This is a genomic window from Streptomyces sp. NPDC005551, assembly GCF_042871785.1.
GTDB lineage: Bacteria > Actinomycetota > Actinomycetes > Streptomycetales > Streptomycetaceae > Streptomyces.
Genome location: NZ_JBIAJE010000005.1, coordinates 347,042 through 367,140, shown reverse-complemented (window position 1 = coordinate 367,140; position 20,099 = coordinate 347,042). Strand labels below are relative to the sequence as shown.

The 20,099-nt window shown below is 75.3% G+C and carries 1 protein-coding gene; it reads left to right on the top strand.

Features of this window, described 5'->3' with window-relative positions:
- Positions 1–9: 9 nt before the first annotated feature.
- Entirely contained in the window at positions 10–20,052 is a 20,043-nt protein-coding gene (locus ACFYP4_RS17050; protein ID WP_388786029.1) for a non-ribosomal peptide synthase/polyketide synthase, read from the top strand.
- Positions 20,053–20,099: the final 47 nt, after the last annotated feature.

Below are 20,099 nucleotides of genomic sequence, written 5' to 3'. Positions count from 1 at the left end.
CGGACGACCATGACGTCTTCGAAGCGAAACCGCGCCGAGGCACTGCCCCAGGACCTCCAGGAGGCACTGCGCCGCCGACTGGCCGGACGGGCCGGCGGCGCGCCGGGCGCACCCGCCCGGCAGGCCATCCCGCACGCCGACCGCACCCGGCCGCTGCCGCTGTCCTTCGCCCAGCGACGGCTGTGGTTCCTGGACCGGCTGCGGCCCGGCGACGCCCGCTACAACAGCGCCGTCGCGCTGCGGTTCACCGGCCCGCTGGACCGGGCCGCGCTCTCCCGCGCCCTGGACACCGTCGTGGGGCGGCACGAGGCGCTGCGCACCACGTTCGAGGAGGTCGAAGGACGCCCGGCACAGTCCGTGCACCCGGCGGGCCCCGTACCGCTGCCGGTCCGCGACCTGCCGGCGCCGGACCCCGCCGACGGGAACGGCGGGACCGACGGGACAGGGACGGGTGAGCGGACCGCCCCGGCGGACGCCCTGGAGACGGCGCTGCGGGACGAGTACTCCCGCCCGTTCGACCTGAGCACCGGCCCGTTGCTGCGCGCCCTGCTGCTCCGGGAGTCGGACGCCTCGCACGTGCTGCTGCTGACCGCCCACCACATCGTCACCGACGGCTGGTCGATGGGCGTCCTGCTCCACGAACTGTGCACCGCCTACGACGCCATGGCCCGCGGCGCGGCGGTGGACCTGCCGCCGGTGGCGACGCAGTACCCGGACTTCGCCGCGTGGCAGCGGGAGCAGCTGTCCGGTCCCGCCCTGGAGCGTCAACTCACCTACTGGAAGCGACAGCTGTCCGGTGCGGTGGCGCCCGGGCTGCCGCTGGACCGCTCGCGCCACGGCGAGGAGTCCGGAGCGGGCGCGGTCCACTCCTTCGCCGTCCCCGCGGACGTCACGGCCCGGCTGCGGCAGCTCGCGGCCGAGCAGCACACCACCCTGTTCACCGCCCTGACCGCCGCCTGCCAGGCGCTGCTGGCCCGCTGGTCGGGCCAGGACGACATCACCGTCGGCTCCCTGACGCCCGGACGCTCCCGCACCGACCTGGAGCGGACGGTCGGGTTCTTCGCCAACACCATCGCCCTGCGCACCCCCGTCGACACCGCCGGATCCTTCCGCGACCTGCTGGCCGCCACCGCCACGACCGTCAACGACGCCTTCGCGCACGGCGACACGCCGTTCGAGCGGCTGGTCGAGGCGGTGGGCGCGACCCGCGAGGCGGGCCGCAACCCGCTCTTCGACGTGATGGTCCTGCTGCACCCGTCCCCGCCCGAGGCCCCCGCGCCGCACGGCCTGGCCGTCTCACCCGTCACCGTCGAGCGCCGGGCCGCCACCTTCGACCTGAGCGTGGAGTTCATACCCGACGGGGACGGCCTGAGCGCTCTGCTCGAATACCGCACCGACCTGTTCGACGCGGCCACCGCCGAGCGGATGGCGGACCAGCTGCTGCGCACGCTGACCGGTGCCGCCGCCGAACCGGACCGGCCCCTGGGCACGGTCTCCCTGCTCTCCCCGCGCGAGACACGGCGGGTGACCGAGGACTGGAACGCCACCGCCCTGCCGGTCCCCGCCACCACCTACCCGGAGCTGTTCCAGCGGCAGGCGGCCCGCATCCCGCACGCCACGGCCCTGGTCGCCGGGGACACCCGGCTCGACTACGCGGCCCTCAACGCCCGCGCCAACCGCCTCGCCCATCACCTCATTGCCCAGGGCGCCGGGCCGGAACGGCTGGTCGCGCTGCGCCTGCCGCGCACCGCCGACATGATCACGGCGATCCTCGCGGTGTGGAAGTCCGGCGCCGGCTATCTGCCCCTCGACCTCGACCTGCCCGACGACCGCGTCCGCTTCCTGCTCGAGGACGCGCGGCCGGCCCTGGTGCTGGACGAGACCATGCTGCGCTCGGTGCCCGGCAACGCCCCCGACACCGACCCGGCCGACACCGACCGGCGCGCTCCGCTCCACCCGGACCACACCGCGTACGTCATCTACACCTCCGGCTCCACCGGACGCCCCAAGGGCGTCGCCGTCTCGTACCGGTCCCTGACGAACCTGCTGGCAGGTCACCGGGAGGGCTTCGTCGCCGAGGCCGGCGGCGGCCCGCTGCGGGTGGCCCTGACCGCGTCGTTCTCCTTCGACACCTCGCTGGAGGGCGTGCTGCTGATGGCCGACGGCCACCCGCTGCACCTGGTCGACGAGGCGACCCGGCTCGACGCCGCCGCCCTCGTCGAGTACGTCGTCGAGCACCGCGTCGACTTCCTGGACCTGACACCGTCCTACCTGCGGCAGCTGCTGCCCGCCGGACTGCTCACCGACCCGCGGCACCGCCCCCGGGTGCTGATGCTGGGCGGCGAGGCCCTCGGCCCCGGCCTGTGGCGGGAACTCGCCGCCCACCGGGACGTCACCGCGTACAACTTCTACGGCCCCACCGAGTGCACGGTCGACGCCCTGGCGTGCCGCATCGACGGCGACAACCGTCCGCTGGTGGGCCGCCCGCTGCCCAACGTGCGGGCCTACGTCCTCGACGACCGGCTGCGGCCCGTGCCGCCCGGCGTCGGCGGCGAACTGTATCTGGCGGGGGAGCAGGTGGCCCGCGGTTACGCCGGCCGCCCCGGTCTGACGGCAGCGCGCTTCCTGGCCGACCCGTTCGGACCGTCCGGCGGACGGATGTACCGCACCGGGGACCTGGCCCGCTGGACCTCCGACGGACGTCTCGACTACCTCGGGCGCGCCGACGACCAGGTCAAGGTGCGCGGGCACCGCATCGAACCCGGCGAGGTCGAGGCGGCGCTGCTGGACCTGCCGGACATCACCGCGGCCGCGGTCGTCGCGGTGACCGACCCGCACGGCCACACCCGGCTCGCCGCCTACGTCGTACCGGCCCCCGGCGCCGCCCGCCCCGCCGCCTCCGTACTGCGGGCGTCCTGCCGCCGCGTCCTGCCCGACCACATGGTGCCGTCCTCCTTCACCGCGCTCGACGCGCTGCCGCTGACCACCAGCGGCAAGCTGGACCGCCGTGCGCTGCCCGCCCCCGACCTCGACACCGCCCCCCGCGAGCGGCAGTTCACCGCCCCGCGCACCCCCGCCGAGCAGACGCTGGCCGGTATCTGGTCGGACGTGCTGGGCGTGGCCGAGGTGGGCGCGGACGACAACTTCTTCGAGCTCGGCGGGGACTCCATCCTCAGCATCCAGGTCGTCTCCCGCGCCCGCGCCGCCGGAGTGCACCTCACCTCGCGCGACATCTTCCGCCACCAGACCGTCGCCGACCTGGCCGCCGCCGCGTCCGGCCGGGGGGCCGCCGCGGTGCCCGCCCCGCGTTCGCCGCAGGACGAGGGTCCCGCTCCGCTGACCCCCGTCCAGGAGTGGTTCTTCGCCACCCACGGGCCGCTGCGGCACTTCAGCATGTCGATGCTGCTCGACCTGCCGCACGACCTCGACGAAGCGGCCCTGACCCGGGCCGTGGAAGCCGTGGCCACCCACCATCCGGCGCTGCGCACCCGGTTCGTCCGCACCGGGGACACCTGGCGACAGCACCCCGGCGCCGGTCCGGCGGCCGGACTGCTCACCCGCCACGACCTCACCGCACTCGGCGGCGCGGACCTCGCCGCCGGCCGGGCCGAGGCGGCCGACGCGGCCCGCGCGGCCCTGGACCCGGAGACCGGCGTCCTGCTGCGGGCGGCCCTGCTGCTGCCCCCGTCGGGTGAACGGCCCCAGCTCTTCCTGACGGCCCATCACCTCGGCGTGGACAGCGTCTCCTGGCGCATCCTCCTCGCCGACCTGGAACAGGCCTACCGGCAGGCAGCCGCGGGCGAACCCCTCCGACCGGAGCCCGTCGGCACGCCGTTCACCGCGTGGGCGGCGCAGCTGTCCCGCCGGGTGCGGGCCGGCGACCTCGACGACGACCTGCCGTACTGGACGGCAGAGGCACGGGAACCGCGCGTCCCGCTGCCCGTCGACCGCCCCGCGACCCCCCTCGCCGGCTCGGTGCGCACCGTCCGCACCCGGGTGGACGCCGCCACCACCGAGGCCCTGCTGCGCCGCGTGCCCGGTGTCTACCGCACTCAGGTCAACGACGTGCTGCTCAGCGCCCTCGGCCGGGTCCTCGCCGACTGGGCGGGCACCGAGCGCGTGACCGTGGCTCTGGAGGGGCACGGCCGTGAGGACCTCGGCGACGCGCTCGACGTCTCGCGGACGGTCGGCTGGTTCACCAGCCAGTACCCGGTCACCCTCACCCCGGCCGGAACCCCGGCCGCGCCGGACTGGGCCGCCACGCTGAAGTCGGTGAAGGAGCGGCTGCGTGCCGTACCCCGGCGCGGCCTCGGCTTCGAGGCACTGGCCCGCCTCGGCTCACCCGACCCCGCGGCCGGTGCGCTGCGCGAACTGCCGCTTCCCCAGGTCTGCTTCAACTACCACGGCCAGTGGGAGGCCGGCGCCGGGCGCGACTTCGCCCCGGCCGCCGCCGAGGTGCCCGGCCGGGACATCGCACCCGACCGGCCCCTGGACCATCTGCTGGACGTCTCGGCCGTGGTCGCCGACGGAGAACTGGAGATCACCTGGCACTACAGCGACCAGGTGCACGAGGCGGCCACCGTCCGCGGCCTGGCGGACGGCATGGTCCGCGCGCTGGCCGACGTCACCGAGCACTGCGCCCGCCCGGACGCGGGCGGCCGCACCCCGTCCGACTTCCCGCTGGCGGGCCTCGACCAGGCCGCCGTGGACCGGCTGGCCGGGGACGGCCGCGGCGTGGAGGACCTGCTGCCGCTCACCCCCCTCCAGGAGGGCATGCTCTTCCACCGCCTGGTCGGCGGCGCCGACGACGTGTACGTGGACCAGGCCGCGCTCCTGCTGGAGGGCGTCGCGGACCCGCACGCCCTCGCCGTCGCCTGGCAGCGCGTGACCGACCGCACCCCCGCCCTGCGCACCTCGGTGGTGTGGGAGGACGTGCCCCGACCGCTCCAGATCGTGCACCGGGACGTCCGCGTGCCGGTGACCCACCACGACTGGCGCGACCTGGAACCGGGGGAGCGCGAGGCCCGGTTCGCCCGGCTCCGCTCCGAGGACCTGGCGCGCGGCATCGACCTCGGCTCGGCGCCGCTGATGCGCCTGACCCTGGTCCGGGTGCCCGACGCGCGGCTCCACCTGCTGTGGACCTCGCACCACCTCATCCTGGACGGCTGGAGCCTGGCCCAAGTGCTCACCGAGGTGTTCGAGGAGTACGCGGCACTCACCGCCGGAAGCGAACCGAACCCGCCCGTGCGCCGGCCGTTCAGCGACTACGTCCGCCATCTGGCCGACCAGGACGCCGACGCGGCACGCGCGCACTGGCGCGAGGTCCTGCGCGGCTTCGCCACCCCGACGCCGCTGCCCGCCGACCGCCCGCTGCGCGAGGCGCACGGGGCGCGCTCGGCGGGCGTCCACACGGCCGGACTCCCCGGCCCGGCCTCCGCCCGCCTCGCGCGGACCGCCCGCGACGCCGGGCTCACGGTCAACACGGTGGTGCAGGGCGCGTGGGCGCTGCTGCTGGCCCGGTACGGCGCCGAACGGGACGTGGTGTTCGGCACCACCGTCTCCGGACGGCCCGACGACCTGCCCGGCGTGGAGTCCATGGTCGGCATGTTCATCAACACCCTGCCCACCCGCGTCCGGGTCGAAGGGCACCGCACCGCCACCGCCTGGCTGCGGGAACTCCAGGACACCCAGGCCGAGTCGAGGCGCTTCGCGGCGGTGTCCCTGGCCGAACTGACCGCGCTGAGCGACGTGCCGTCCGGCGCCCCGCTCTTCCACAGCATGGTCGCCTTCGAGAACTACCCCTTCGACGAAGCCCGTTCGGCCACCTCGGGGGTGCGCCTGGTGGACGTCGCCTCCCGGGACGCCACCAACTACCCGCTCGTACTGCGCGCCTACCAGGGCGAGCACCTCGGCTTCGACCTGGCCTACGACCCGGACCTCTTCGACGCCGCGACCGTCCGCGCGCTCGCCGACCGCCTGTGCCTGCTGCTGGCCGCGATCGCCGAGGACCCCGACCGGCCGCTGCGCGACCTGCCGTGGACCACCGCCGAGGAACGGCGGCGGATGCTGACCGACTTCAACGGCACCGAGCGCGGCCGCCCCGAATCGACCCTGGTGGACCTCTTCGAGGCGCAGGCCGCCCGCACCCCCGACGCCCCCGCCGTCACCCACGAGGGCGCCGGCCTGACCTACGGCGCGCTCGACGCGGCGGCCGGCCGCCTCGCCCACCGGCTCGCCGAGGCGGGCGCGGGTCCCGAGCGGTTCGTGGCGCTCGCCCTGCCCCGCTCCACCGACCTGGTCGTGGCGGTCCTCGCCGTCCTGAAGACGGGCGCCGCCTATCTGCCCATCGACCCCCGGCTGCCCGCCGAACGCATCGCCCACCTGCTCCGGGACGCCGACGCCGTCACGCTGGTGACCACCGCGGAGACGGCCGGACGGGCCCAGGGCACCGGCGTGCCCGCCCTCCTGCTGGACGACCCGGCGGTCGACGCCGACCTCGAACGGCGTCCCGCCACCGGACCGGACCCCGCCCGCCGCCCGCTGCCGGAGACACCCGCGTACGCCATCTACACCTCCGGTTCCACCGGCCGTCCCAAGGGTGTCGTCGTCCCGCACGCCAACGTGGTGCGCCTGTTCACCCGCACCCGTCACTGGTTCGGCTTCGACGAGCACGACGTGTGGACCCTCTTCCACTCCTACGCCTTCGACTTCTCCGTCTGGGAGCTGTGGGGCGCCCTGCTGCACGGCGGCCGGCTCGTCGTCGTCCCCGACGACACCGCCCGGTCCCCGGAGGACTTCCTGCGCCTGCTGGCGGACGAGCGGGTCACCGTCCTCAACCAGACCCCTTCCGCCTTCTACCCGCTGGTCCGGGCCGACGCCGAACACCCCGGGCTCAGCGCCCGCCTGGCCCTGCGCACGGTCGTCTTCGGCGGCGAGGCACTGGACGTGGAGCGGCTGTCCGGCTGGTACGCCCGTCACCCGGACACCGCCCCGCGGCTGGTCAACATGTACGGCATCACCGAGACCACCGTGCACGTCACGTACGCCCCCCTGGACCGCACGACGACCGGTTCCGCCGCCGCGGGACCCATCGGCACGGGCATACCCGACCTGCGGGTGTACGTGCTCGACGACGACCTGGCCCTGGTGGCGCCCGGCGCCGTCGGCGAGATGTACGTGGCGGGGGAGGGCCTGGCCCGCGGCTATCTGGGACGGCCCGGCCTGACCGCCACCCGCTTCCCCGCCGACCCGTTCGGCGCGCCCGGCAGCCGCATGTACCGCACCGGCGACCGGGCCCGTCGGCGGACGGACGGCACACTGGAGTACCTGGGCCGCGCCGACCAGCAGGTGAAGATCCGCGGCTACCGCATCGAACCCGGCGAGATCGAGGCAGCCCTGCACACCCACCCCGGCGTCGGCGCCGCCTCCGTCGGCGTGCACGAGGACACCTCGGGGACGCGGCGGCTCGTCGCGCACGTCGTCGGCACCGGCAACGGGGAGCACACCGCCGCACCGTCCGCGGCCGAACTCCGCGCCCACCTGGAGCGGTTGCTGCCCGCACACATGGTTCCGGCCGCCTACGTCCCCATGGCGGCGCTGCCGCTGACCGCCAACGGCAAGCTCGACCGGCGCGCCCTGCCCGCCCCGGGACCCGGCGGATTCGCCACCGGCACCGTCCGCACCCCGCCGCGCACCCCGGCCGAACGCCTGGTCGCCACCGCCTGGGCGGACGTACTGGACGCGCACGAGGCGGGCGTGGAGGACGACTTCTTCGCGCTCGGCGGCGACTCGATCCTCGCCGTCCGCGTGACCTCCCGGCTGCGTGCGGCGTTCGGCGCGGACGTCTCGCCCCGACTGCTGTTCACCCACCCGACGCTCGCCGCACTGGCCGCCGCCCTCGGCGACCCGGTCACGGACGGATCGACACCCGAGGGCGCGATACCCGTCGCGGACCCCGACACCCCGCCGCCGCTTTCGTACGCGCAGCAGCGGCTGTGGTTCCTCGACCGCTTCGAGCCGGGCAGCACCGAGTACACGACCCTGTCCGTGCTGCGGCTGCGCGGCCGGCTCGACGAGGCCGCCCTGCGCGCCGCCCTGGACGGCCTGGTCGCCCGGCACGAGGCGCTGCGCACCACGTTCGCCGAACAGGACGGCCGGGCCCGGCAGATCGTGCACCCGCCGCACGCGGCGCGACTGACACTGGACGACCTCACCGGCACACCCGCCGACCGGACCCGCCCGGCCCTGGACGCGCTCGTCGAACGCGAGGCGGCCACCCCGTTCGACCTCGCCGCCGGGCCCCTGCTGCGGGCCCGGCTGGCACGCCTGGCCGACGACGACCACGCGCTCGTCCTCGCAGTCCACCACATCGCCACCGACGGCTGGTCCGTCGCCGTCCTCGGGCGGGACCTGAGCGAGCTGTACGCGGCGGCGCTGGAGGGCCGCCGCGCGGACCTGCCCGACCTGCCCGTTCGGTACGCGGACTACGCCGCCTGGCAGCGTGCCCGAACCGAGCAGGCCGACGACGAGCTCGCCTACTGGCGCGAGACGCTGGACGGCCTGGCCCCGCTGGAGCTGCCCACCGACCGGCCGCGCCCCGCCGTGCGCACCCGCGACGGGGCCCTGGTGACCTTCGCGCTCCCCGCCGCGCTGACGGAGCGGCTGCGCGAGAGGGGCCACGAGGCCGACGCCACCCTCTACATGACCCTCGTGACGGCCTGCACCGTGCTGCTGTCCCGCTGGGCCGACCAGGAGGACGTCGCCGTCGGCACCGTGACCGCGGGCCGCGACCGGCCCGAGCTCCACGACGTGGTCGGCATGTTCGTCAACACGCTGGTGCTCCGCAACCGGGTGCGCCCCGGACAGTCCTTCCGCGCGCTGCTGGAACAGGTCCGCACCACCGTCCTGGAGGCGTTCGCCCACCAGGAGGTCCCCTTCGAACGGCTGGTGGACGCCCTCCAGCCCGAACGCGACACCAGCCGCACCCCCCTCTTCCAGGTCATGGTCGCGCTGCACAACCTGGGGGCCGAAGCACCCGGCCTCCCGGGGCTGGACGTCGAACCGCTCACGCCGCCGGTCCGCAACGCCACCTTCGACCTTGCCTTCGACTTCGTGGAACGCGACGGAGGCATCACCGGCTATCTGGAGTACAACACCGGCCTGTTCACGGCGGCCACCGCCGAACGCCTGGCCGGCCGGCTGCGGATGCTGCTGGACGCCGTCGCCGAGGACCCCGGCCGGGAGACCGGCGCGCTGCCGCTGATGACCGGCAGCGAACGACGCCAGGTGCTCGACAGCTGGCAGGGGGCGCGACTCCCGGCCGCGGACACCACCTTCCCCGCCCTGTTCGAGGCGCAGGCCGCCCGGTCCCCCCACGCCACCGCCCTGGTGGCCCGGGACGCCACGCTGGACTTCGCGGCCCTCGACGACCGCGCCAACCGGCTCGCCCACCACCTGATCGCGCTGGGCGCCGGCCCGGAACGCGTGATCGCCGTCCGCCTGCCGCGCACCTCCGAGCTGCTGGTGGCACTCTTCGCCGTCCTCAAGGCCGGCGGCACCCTGCTCTGCCTGGACCCCGAACTGCCCGAGGAGCGCGTCGCGTTCCTCCTCGCGGACGCCGCGCCGCACACCGTCGTGACGGCCGGCACCCTGCGCGAGGTGCCCTGGGACCGGCTGCCCGCGCACGCCCCCACCGACGCCGACCGGCGCCGGCCGCTGCGCCCGGAGAACGCCGCCTACCTCGTCTACACCTCCGGCTCCACCGGCCGCCCCAAGGGCGTCGCCGTGGAACACCGCCACCTGGTCAACCTCTGCCACGACCACCGCGAGGGTTTCGTCGCGCCGCACACCGCGGACGGGCGCCGGCTGCGGGCCGCGCTGAGCGCGTCGTTCTCCTTCGACACCTCCTGGGAAGGCCCTCTCCTCCTCGCCCTAGGCCAGGAGGTGCACCTCGTCGACGAGGACGTCCGCCTGGACCCCGACGCGTTCTGCGCCCTCGTCGACGACCGGCGGCTGGACCTGGTCAACGTGACCCCGTCCTTCCTGCGCGAACTGACCGCGGCCGGACTCCTCGCCCCCGGCCGCCACCACCCGCGCCTGCTGCTCGTGGGCGGCGAGGCCGTCGGCAGCACCGCCTGGCAGGAGTTGTGCGCGGCGGACAGCGACCTCGGCGTCACCGCGTACAACATGTACGGCCCCACCGAATGCACCGTCGACGCCGTCTACGGGCGCTGCGCCGAACACCCCGGGCGCCCCGTCATCGGCCGCCCCGGCCGCAACCTGCGCGCCTACGTCCTCGACGGCGCCCTGCGGCCGGTCCCGCCCGGCACCCCCGGCGAGCTGTACCTCGCCGGAGCCCAGGTGGCCCGCGGCTACCTGAACCGGCCCGGCCTGACCGCCGCACGCTTCCCGGCCGACCCGTTCGGGGAGCCGGGACAGCGGATGTACCGGACCGGTGACCGGGCCCGCTGGGACACCGGCGGGCTGCTGGAGTTCCTCGGCCGGACCGACGAACAGGTCAAGATCAGGGGCTTCCGCATCGAACCCGGCGAGGTGGAGGCCGCACTGCTGGCCCACCCGGACGTCGCCGAGGCCGTGGTGACCGCCCGCGAGCACGGCGGCCGTCTCATGCTGGTGGCGTACCTGGTGCCCGCCGGTGAGCACACCCCGCCCGCCGACGAACTGCGGGTCCTGCTGCGCCGGACGCTGCCGGACCACATGGTGCCCGCGGCGTTCGTCCCGCTGGCGCGGATACCGCGCACCACCAGCGGCAAGACCGACCGGCGCGCCCTGCCCGCCCCGCCGGCCCAGCCCGACAGCACGACGCCGTACGTGGCACCGCGGCCCGGCACCGAGGAGCGCCTCGCCGCGATCTGGACGGAGGTCCTCGGCGTCGAGCGGGTGGGCGCGCGGGACAACTTCTTCTCGCTCGGCGGCGACTCGATCCTCAGCATCCAGATCGTCTCCCGGGCCCGCCAGGCGGGCCTCGCCCTCACCACCAAGGACGTCTTCCGCCACCAGACCGTCGCCGAACTCGCCCTGCGCGTCGCCGACACCGACCCGCGCCCGGCCTCGGCGGACGAGGCCGCGCCCGCCGAAGCCCCCCTGGCCCCGATCCAGCGCTGGTACCTCGACGGCCGCGACCCCGGCGACCCGCTGCGCTTCACCATGACCCAGCGCCTCGAACTGGCCGACGGCACCGACCTGCTGACGATGCGTCAGGCAGTGGACGCTCTCGTACGCCACCACCCCGCCCTGCGCACCCGGTTCCTGCGCAACGGCGACGGCTGGTACCAGGAGGTGCTGCCGGAGGCACCCGAAGGCGTCTGCACGCACCACGACGTGGCCCATCTCGACGGGCCGGCGCTGGAGGCACGGACGCAGCGGGCGGCGGAGGCCGCACAGGCCTCGCTCGACCCCGCCGAGGGCCGGGTCGTCCGGGTCCTGCTCCTGGACCGCGGCCCGGACCGCCCCGCGCATCTGCTGATCACCGCCCATCACCTGGTCGTGGACGGCGTCTCCTGGCGCATCCTCCTCGCGGACCTGGAGAGCGCCCAGCGCGCCGCGGCGGCCGGGCGCCCCCTCGACCTGCCCGCCGAGGGGACCACCTACGGACAGTGGGCGGCCCGCCTGGAGCGGCACACCCGCTCCGGTGCCCTCGACGCCGACCTGGCCCACTGGACCCGGACCTGCGCCGCCCCCGCCGACCTGCCCGCCGGCCGCACCGGCCCCAACACCTACGGCACCGCCGCCACCGTCACCGTCACCCTGGAGGCGGCGGAGACCGACGCGCTGCTGCGCCAGGTCCCCGAGGTCTACCGCACCCAGGTCAACGACGTCCTGCTCAGCGCCCTCGGCCGCACGCTGGCCGACTGGTGCGGACGCGACACCGTCCTGGTCGGCGTCGAGGGGCACGGCCGCGAGGACCTCTTCGACGACGTGGACCTGTCGCGGACCGTCGGCTGGTTCACCGCCGAGTTCCCCCTGGCCCTGACCGTCCCGGCCGGCACCGGCTGGGGCGATGTCCTGCGGTCCGTGAAGGAGACGCTGCGCGCCGTGCCGCTGCGCGGACTGAGCCACGGCGTGCTGCGCCACCTGCTGCCCGACAGCCCGCTGGCCGGCGCCCAGGCACCGCGGGTCGGCTTCAACTACCACGGCCAGTGGGACGCCGGCGGTGCCGACGGCGGCGGCCTGTACCGGGCCGCGCTCCTGCCGGCCGGCCGCGACACCCACCCGGACGAGCCCCGCCCCTACCTCCTGGACGTCACGGGCGTCGTCCAGGACGGCAGGCTCGAACTCGGCTGGACCTACCCCACCGCCGTCTACGACGAGACGACCGTGCGACGGCTGGCCGAGGAGATGTGCGCGGCACTGCGCGCCATCGTGGCGCACTGCGCCTCCCCGGACGCGGGCGGCCGGACCCCGTCCGACTTCCCCCTCGCCGGACTCACCCGGGACCAGCTGGACCGGCTGGTCGGCGACGGACGGCAGGTGGCGGACGTCCTGCCGCTCACGCCCCTGCAGTCCGGCATGCTCTTCCACGGGCTGGTCGACACGGCGGGCGCCTACTTCGACCGGACGGCCGTGCGCCTGTCGGGCGTGGCCGACCCGCGGGCGTTCGCCGCCGCCTGGCAGCAGCTCGCCGACCACACACCGGCCCTGCGCACGAGCGTCCACTGGCAGGGCCTGCCGCACCCCGTGCAAATGGTCCACCAGCGCGTCGAACTGCCCGTCACCCACCTGGACTGGCGTGACCTGACACCCGGTCAACGCGAGCAAGCCACGCAACGGTTGCTCGCCGAGGACCGGGCGGCGGGCATGGAGCTGACCCACGCACCGCTCACCCGCATCACCCTGGCCGCCCTCCCCGGCGACGAGGTGCTGCTGCTGTGGTCCTCGCACCATCTGATCCTCGACGGCTGGAGCACCGGGCAACTGCTCACCGAGGTGTGCGAGCGGTACGCCGCGCTCACCACGGGCACGGACCTCGCCCCGCCGCCGCGCAGGCCGTTCGCCGACTTCCTCGGCTGGCTGCGCGACCAGGACGAGGCAGCGGCCGACCGCCACTGGACCGAGGCCCTCGCCGGGTTCACGGCACGCACCCCGCTGCCGTACGACCGCACACCCGCCGAGGCGCACCGGGCGCGCGCCGCCGACGCCGTGCACCACGAACTCGACGAAGCGCTCTCCCGGCGGCTGCGGGAGACGGCCGCCCGCAACGGACTCACCGTCAACACCGTGGTGCAGGGCATGTGGGCGCTGCTGCTGGCCCGCTACAGCGGGCGCCGTGACGTCGTCTTCGGCACCACCGTCTCCGGCCGTCCGGCCGAACTGCCGGGCGTGGACTCCATGGTCGGCATGTTCATCAACACCGTGCCCACCCGTGTCCGCATCCCCGCGGACGGCGTCCTGCCCTGGCTGCGCGGGCTGCAGGAGGAGCAGAGCGACGCCCGGCGATTCGACTTCCTCGCGCTGCCCCGCATCCAGGCGCTGAGCGAAGTCCCGGCGGGCGAAGCCCTGTTCGACAGCATGGTGGTCTTCGAGAACTACCCCGTCGACGAGGCAGCGACCGCCAGGACGGGGGTGAACGTCGAGGAGGTGCACGCCGAGGACGCCACCACCTTCCCGCTCTGCCTGCGCGCCCACCTCACCGACCGGCTCGGCTTCGACCTGGCCTACGACGCCACGCTGTTCGACCGGACCACCGTCGAGCGCGCCGCGTCCCGCCTGGCCGCCCTGCTCACCCGCTTCGTCGACGGCGCCGAGGGCGAGGTGGACGGCCTGGACGTCCTGAGCGCCGCCGACCGCGAACTGCTGGAGCGCTGGAACACCACCGCCCGGCAGGCACCGCCCCGCAGCCCCCTCGACCTGTTCGCCGAGCAGGTCCGGCGCACCCCGGACGCCCCGGCCCTGTCCGACGGCGACCGCCGGGTGACCTACCGGCAGCTCGCCGACTGGTCGGACGCCCTGGCCGCGCGGCTGCTGGCCGGACGTCCGGCGCCCGAGGACCGGATCGCCCTGCTCATGGACCGCTCCGCCGAACTCGTTGCCGCCCAGCTCGCGGTCCTCAAGGCGGGCTGCGCCTACCTGCCGGTGGACACCCGCGCCCCCGAGGACCGGCAGCGTGCCCTCCTCGCCGAGGCGGGCGTCACGGTCCGGCTGACCGCCGAGGAGGTCGCCGCGGCGCGTACCGCGCCACCGGCACGAGCGGTGCTGCCGCCCGCCGACCCCGACCGCCTGGCGTACGTCATGTTCACCTCCGGATCCACCGGCCGTCCCAAGGCCGTGGCGGTCCGGCACCGCGACGTGGCGTCGCTGGCCACCGACAGCCGCTTCACCGACGGCGTGTGCGACCGCGTCCTGCTGCACTCGCCGGTGGCCTTCGACGCCGCCACGTTCGAGGTGTGGGCGCCCCTGATCAACGGCGGCTGCGTGGTGGTGGCCCCCGAGGGCACCGTGGACGCGGCCCTGCTGCGGCGGCGGGCCGTGGACGGCGGGCTGACGGCGGTGTGGCTGACGGCAGGCGTGTTCCGGCTGCTGTCCCAGGACGCGCCGGACTGCTTCGCGGGGCTGCGCCAGGTGTGGACCGGCGGTGACGTGGTCCCCGCCGCGGCCGTACGCCGGGTACTGGCCGCCTGCCCCGGCCTGACCGTGGTGGACGGCTACGGGCCGACCGAGACCACGACCTTCGCCACGTCCTTCGCCCTCACGGACCCGGAGCGGGTGCCCGGCACCGTGCCCATCGGCCACCCGCTCGACGACCTGCGGATCCACCTCCTGGACACCCGCATGCGGCCCGTCCCGCCGGGCTGCGCCGGCGAACTGTTCGTGTCCGGCGAAGGCGTAGCGCGCGGCTACCTCGGCTGCCCCGGTGACACCGCGGCCCGCTTCCCGGCGGACCCCTACGGCCCGCCCGGCGCCCGCATGTACCGCACCGGAGACCTGGCCCGCCGCCACCTCGACGGCACGATCGAATTCCTCGGCCGCGCCGACGACCAGGTGAAGATCCGCGGCTTCCGGGTCGAGCCCGGCGAGGTGGAGGCGGCGCTCGCGACACACCCCGGCGTCAGCGACGTGGCCGTCGTGGCACGGGAGGACCGGCCCGGCACCAAGCGCCTGGTGGCCTACGTCGTCGGGCCCGCGGGCGAGGACGTCATGGACCTCAGGGCGTTCGCCGGACGCACCCTGCCCGACTACCTCGTGCCTTCCACGTTCGTCCCGTTGCCGGCCCTCCCGCTCAGCCGCAACGGCAAGGTGGACCGGGCGGCCCTCCCGGCCCCTGACGACGGCGCCGGGCAGGGCACGCACGTCGAGCCCCGCACCGACGCGGAACGCCGCACGGCGGAGGTCTTCGCCGAGGTCCTCGGCGTCGAAAGGCCCGGCACGGAGGACGACTTCTTCCAGCTGGGCGGAGACTCGATCCTCAGCATCCGGCTCGCCTCCCGGCTGGCCGAGACGTTCGGGACGGAGCTGTCGCCCCGCGCGGTGTTCACCCACCCCACCCCCGCCGCGCTCGCCGTCCTGCTCACGCGGCGCAGGACAGGTGAGGCCGACGTGCCCGCCATCGTCCCGGTCGCCCGCGACACGGCGCCGCCGATGTCGTACGCCCAGCAACGCCTCTGGTTCCTCGAGGAGTTCGCACCCGGCGGCGCCGAGTACGTCACGGCGCTCGCGCTGCGTCTGCGCGGCGCGCTCGACGCCGGCGCCCTCGCCGAGGCCCTGCGCGCACTGGTCGCCCGGCACGAGTCGCTGCGGACCACCTTCGACTCGCTGGACGGCCACGGTGTGCAGATCGTCCACCCGCCCAAGGACGTCGCGCTGCCGCTGCACGACCTGTCACGGCTGCCGGAGGACGAACGCGCCGACCGGCTGCAGCAGTTGCTGGCGGCCGAGCGCACCCGCCCCTTCGACCTGCGCCGGGGCCCGCTCATGCGCGCCGGACTGGTCAGGCTGGCCGACGACGACCACGTGCTGAACCTGACTTTGCATCACATCGTCACCGACGGCTGGTCGACGTCCGTGCTGGCCGGTGACCTGGCCCACCTCTACCGGGCCGAACTGGACGCCACCGCCGGTCAACTGCCGCCGCTCCCCGTCCAGTACGCCGACTACGCCCACTGGCAGCGCACCTCGGGCGGCAGCGGTGCCGCCGAACACCTCGCCTACTGGAAGGAGCAGCTGGCCGGCACCGAACCGCTGGACCTGCCCACCGACCGGCCGCGCCCGGCGGTGCGCACCAGCAACGGCGCGACCGCCCGCCTGGTCCTGCCGCCCCGTACGGCCCGCCGCCTCACCCAGGTCGGCCGGGACCGCGGCACCACCCTGTTCACCACCCTCGTCGCCGCCGCGCAGACGTTCCTCGCCCGCCTGTCCGGCGAGCGGGACGTCGCCGTCGGCACCGTCACCTCGGGCCGCGACCGGGCGGAGACCCAGAACCTGATCGGCTTCTTCGTCAACACCCTGGTCCTGCGCTCCCGGGTGGACACCGACCGCCCCTTCCCGGAGTTCCTCGCCGACGTACGGCGCACGGTGCTGGACGCCTTCGCCCACCAGGAGGTGCCGTTCGAGCAGGTGGTGGACGAGGTGCAGCCGGTCCGCGACACGAGCCGGACCCCGCTCTTCCAGGTCATGGTCGTCCTGCAGAACACGCCGGCGGCCGACCTCGACCTGCCCGGCCTCGACGTCTCCGACATCGAACCGGACCTCCAGCAGGCGGCGTTCGACCTCACCCTGGAATTCGCCGAGACGGACTCCGGAGCCCTGCACGGTTTGCTCACCTACAACACGGACCTGTTCGACGCGGCCACCGCCGAACGCATGGCCGACCAGCTCGGCACCCTCCTCACGGCCGTCGCCGACGACCCGCACCGGCCCCTCGGCGCGCTCCCGCTGGCGACCGACGAGGAACTGAAGGCCCTCCTGGACCAGGGCCGGGACACCGCCCGGCCGGTAGCGGCGGCGACCCTGCCGGAACTGTTCCAGCGACAGGCGGCCCGCACCCCCGACGCGGTGGCCCTCGCGGACGAAAGCCGGCAGCTGACCTACGCGGAGCTGGACCGCGCCGCCAACCGGCTGGCCCACCGGCTCATCGGCCGCGGCGCCGGGCCCGAACGGATCGTCGCCCTGGCCCTGCCCCGCGCGGCGGAGACCGTGGTGGCCCAGCTCGCCGTCGCCAAGACCGGCGCGGCCTTCCTGCCCGTGGACCCGGCCTACCCCGAGCAGCGACGGGAGTTCATGGTGCGCGACGCGGGCGCCGCACTGGTCCTGGACGACCCGGCCGACGTGTGGGTCGAGGCGGGGCCCGACACCGCGCCCACCGACGCGGACCGCACCACCGCGCTCACCCCTCACCACCCGGCCTACGTGATCTACACCTCCGGGTCCACCGGAACGCCCAAGGGCGTCGTGGTCACGCACAGCGGACTGGCCGCCTTCGCCGCGGCCGCCGCCGACCGCTACGAAGCGGGCCCCGGCGACCGGGTCCTGCAGTTCGCCTCGCCCAGCTTCGACGCCTCCGTCCTGGAACTGTGCGTCTCCCTGCTCACCGGCGCCGCCCTGGTGACCGGCGAGGAGGGCCCCCTGGTCGGCGAGCGGCTGGCCCAGATCCTCGCGGACCGGGCCGTCACCCACACCCTGATCCCCCCGGCCGCGCTGGCCACCGTGCCGCCCGAGGCGGCCGGCTCCCTGCCCCACCTGCGCACCCTGATCGTCGGCGCCGAGGCGTGCCCGGCCGACCTGGTCCGGCGCTGGGCCCCCGGCCGCCGCATGATCAACTCCTACGGGCCCACGGAGGCCACCGTCGTCGCCACCTGGACCGGCCCCCTGACTCCGGAGGCGGGCGCCCCGCCGATCGGCCGCCCGGCCGGCGCCACCCGCGTCTACGTCCTCGACGCCGCCCGCCGCCCCGTCCCGCCCGGCGTGACCGGCGAACTGTACGTGGCGGGCCCCGGACTGGCCCGCGGCTACCTGAACCGCCCCGGCCTGACCGCCCAGCGGTTCACCGCCGACCCGTTCGGCGCACCGGGGGAACGGATGTACCGCACCGGCGACCTGGTGCGCTGGGGCACCGACGGCCGGCTCCGCTTCGCCGGACGCGCCGACGACCAGATCAAGCTGCGCGGATTCCGGATCGAACCGGGAGAGATCGAGAGCGCGCTGCGCCGCAGCTCCCTGGTGCGCGACGCGGTGGCCGTCGTCCGCACCGACGACTCGGGCGACGGGACCGCCAAGGGCCACGGACGACTGGTGGCGTACGTCGTCCCCGAGCAGGGCGCTCCCGCCCAACTGCCCCTCGCCGAACTGCGCGAGCACCTCGCGGGGTTGCTGCCGCCCCACATGATCCCGGCGGCCTTCGTACCCCTGGAGCGGCTGCCGCTCACCCCGAACGGCAAGACCGACCGCCGTGCGCTGCCCGCACCCGGTCCGGCGCACGCGGCCGGCGGCCCGCGCACCGCACCGCGCACCGACACCGAACGCCACATCGCCCGCATCTGGGAGGACGTGCTCGGCGTGGACGGCGTCGGCGCCGACGACAACTTCTTCCACCTCGGCGGCGACTCGATCCTGAGCATGCAGGTCGTGTCGCGGCTGCGGCGCGACGGCCTGCACCTGGCCACCCGCGACCTGTTCACCCACCAGACGGTGGCCGAACTCGCCACCGTCGTCGGCGCCGCGCCCGAGCGCGCCGGGGACGGCCCGGCGACCGGGGAGGTGCCGCTCACGCCCATCCAGGAGTGGTTCCTCACCACCCCGCGCCACAGCCACCACCACTTCAACCAGTCCGTGCTGCTGGAACTCGACGGCCCGCCCGACCCGGCGGCCCTCGCCACGGCCCTGGACGCGCTGCTGGAACACCACGACGCCGTCCGCATGCGCTTCACCCGGGACAACGACGGCTGGCACCAGTTCAACCCGCCGCCCGCCGAGGGCGACGGCGACCGTGTCCTCGCCCGGTACGACCTGACGGGACTGTCGCCGGCGGAGGCCGACGACGCCATGGAGCGGGCCGCCGACGACCTGCACGCCGGCTTCGACCTCGCCCACGGCCCGCTGCTGCGGGCGGGGCTGTTCACCGGCGGGGCGGACCGGCCCGCGTTCCTGCTCCTGGTCGCCCACCACCTCGTCGTGGACGCCGTGTCCTGGCGGATCCTCAGCGACGACCTGGAAGCGGCCTATCGGCAGGCGGCGCGGGGAGAGACCGTGACGCTGGGGGAGCGCAGCACCTCCTTCCGCGACTGGGTCCGAGCTCTCGCCGCCCACGTCGCCGAAGGCGGCCTTGACCACGAACTCCCCTACTGGGAGGAGGCGGTGACCGCGGAACGGCTGCCCGCCGCCGCGACCCCCGCAGCGGACGCCGGCGAAGCACGCGTGCTCACCGTGGAACTCGACGAGGAGGACACCGCGGCGCTGCTGCGCTCCGCACCCACCGCCTACCGCACCCGCGTCAACGACGTCCTGCTCTCCGCGCTGGCCCTGGCGCTGGCCCGCTGGACCGGACGCGACCGCGTCCGCCTGGATCTCGAAGGACACGGTCGTGAGGACGTGCTCGACGGGGTCGACCTCTCCCGCACGGTCGGCTGGTTCACCACCGTCCACCCGGTGGCCCTCCGGGTACCCGACCCGGACGACCTCGGTCCCGCCCGCGACTGGCGCGCCCTGGTGAAGTCGGTACGCCGCCAGCTGCGTACGGTGCCCGGGAACGGGCTCGGCTACGGCGCGCTGCGCACGTACGGCTCACCGGAGGTCCGCGAGCGGCTCGGCTCGGCGGCGCACGGACAGGTGGTGTTCAACTACCTCGGCCAGTGGGACGCCCGCCCGGCCGCCCCCGGCACCGGCCTCGTCCGCGCCGAGCACGGTTCCTTCGGCCGGGACCACGACCCGCGGGACAGCGGATCGCACCCGCTCGAGGTGGTGGGCGCGGTGCAGCACGGACGCCTCGCCTTCACCTGGCACCACCGGACCGGTCTGCACGACACCGAGACCGTGCGCGCCGTCGCCGAGGAGTTCGCCGACGCGCTGCGCCACATCGCCCGGCACGCACGGGGCGGCCGGTGACGGGCCCCCGCCGCAGTGACGCCGCGAGCGGCCCAAGGTGCCGCGGG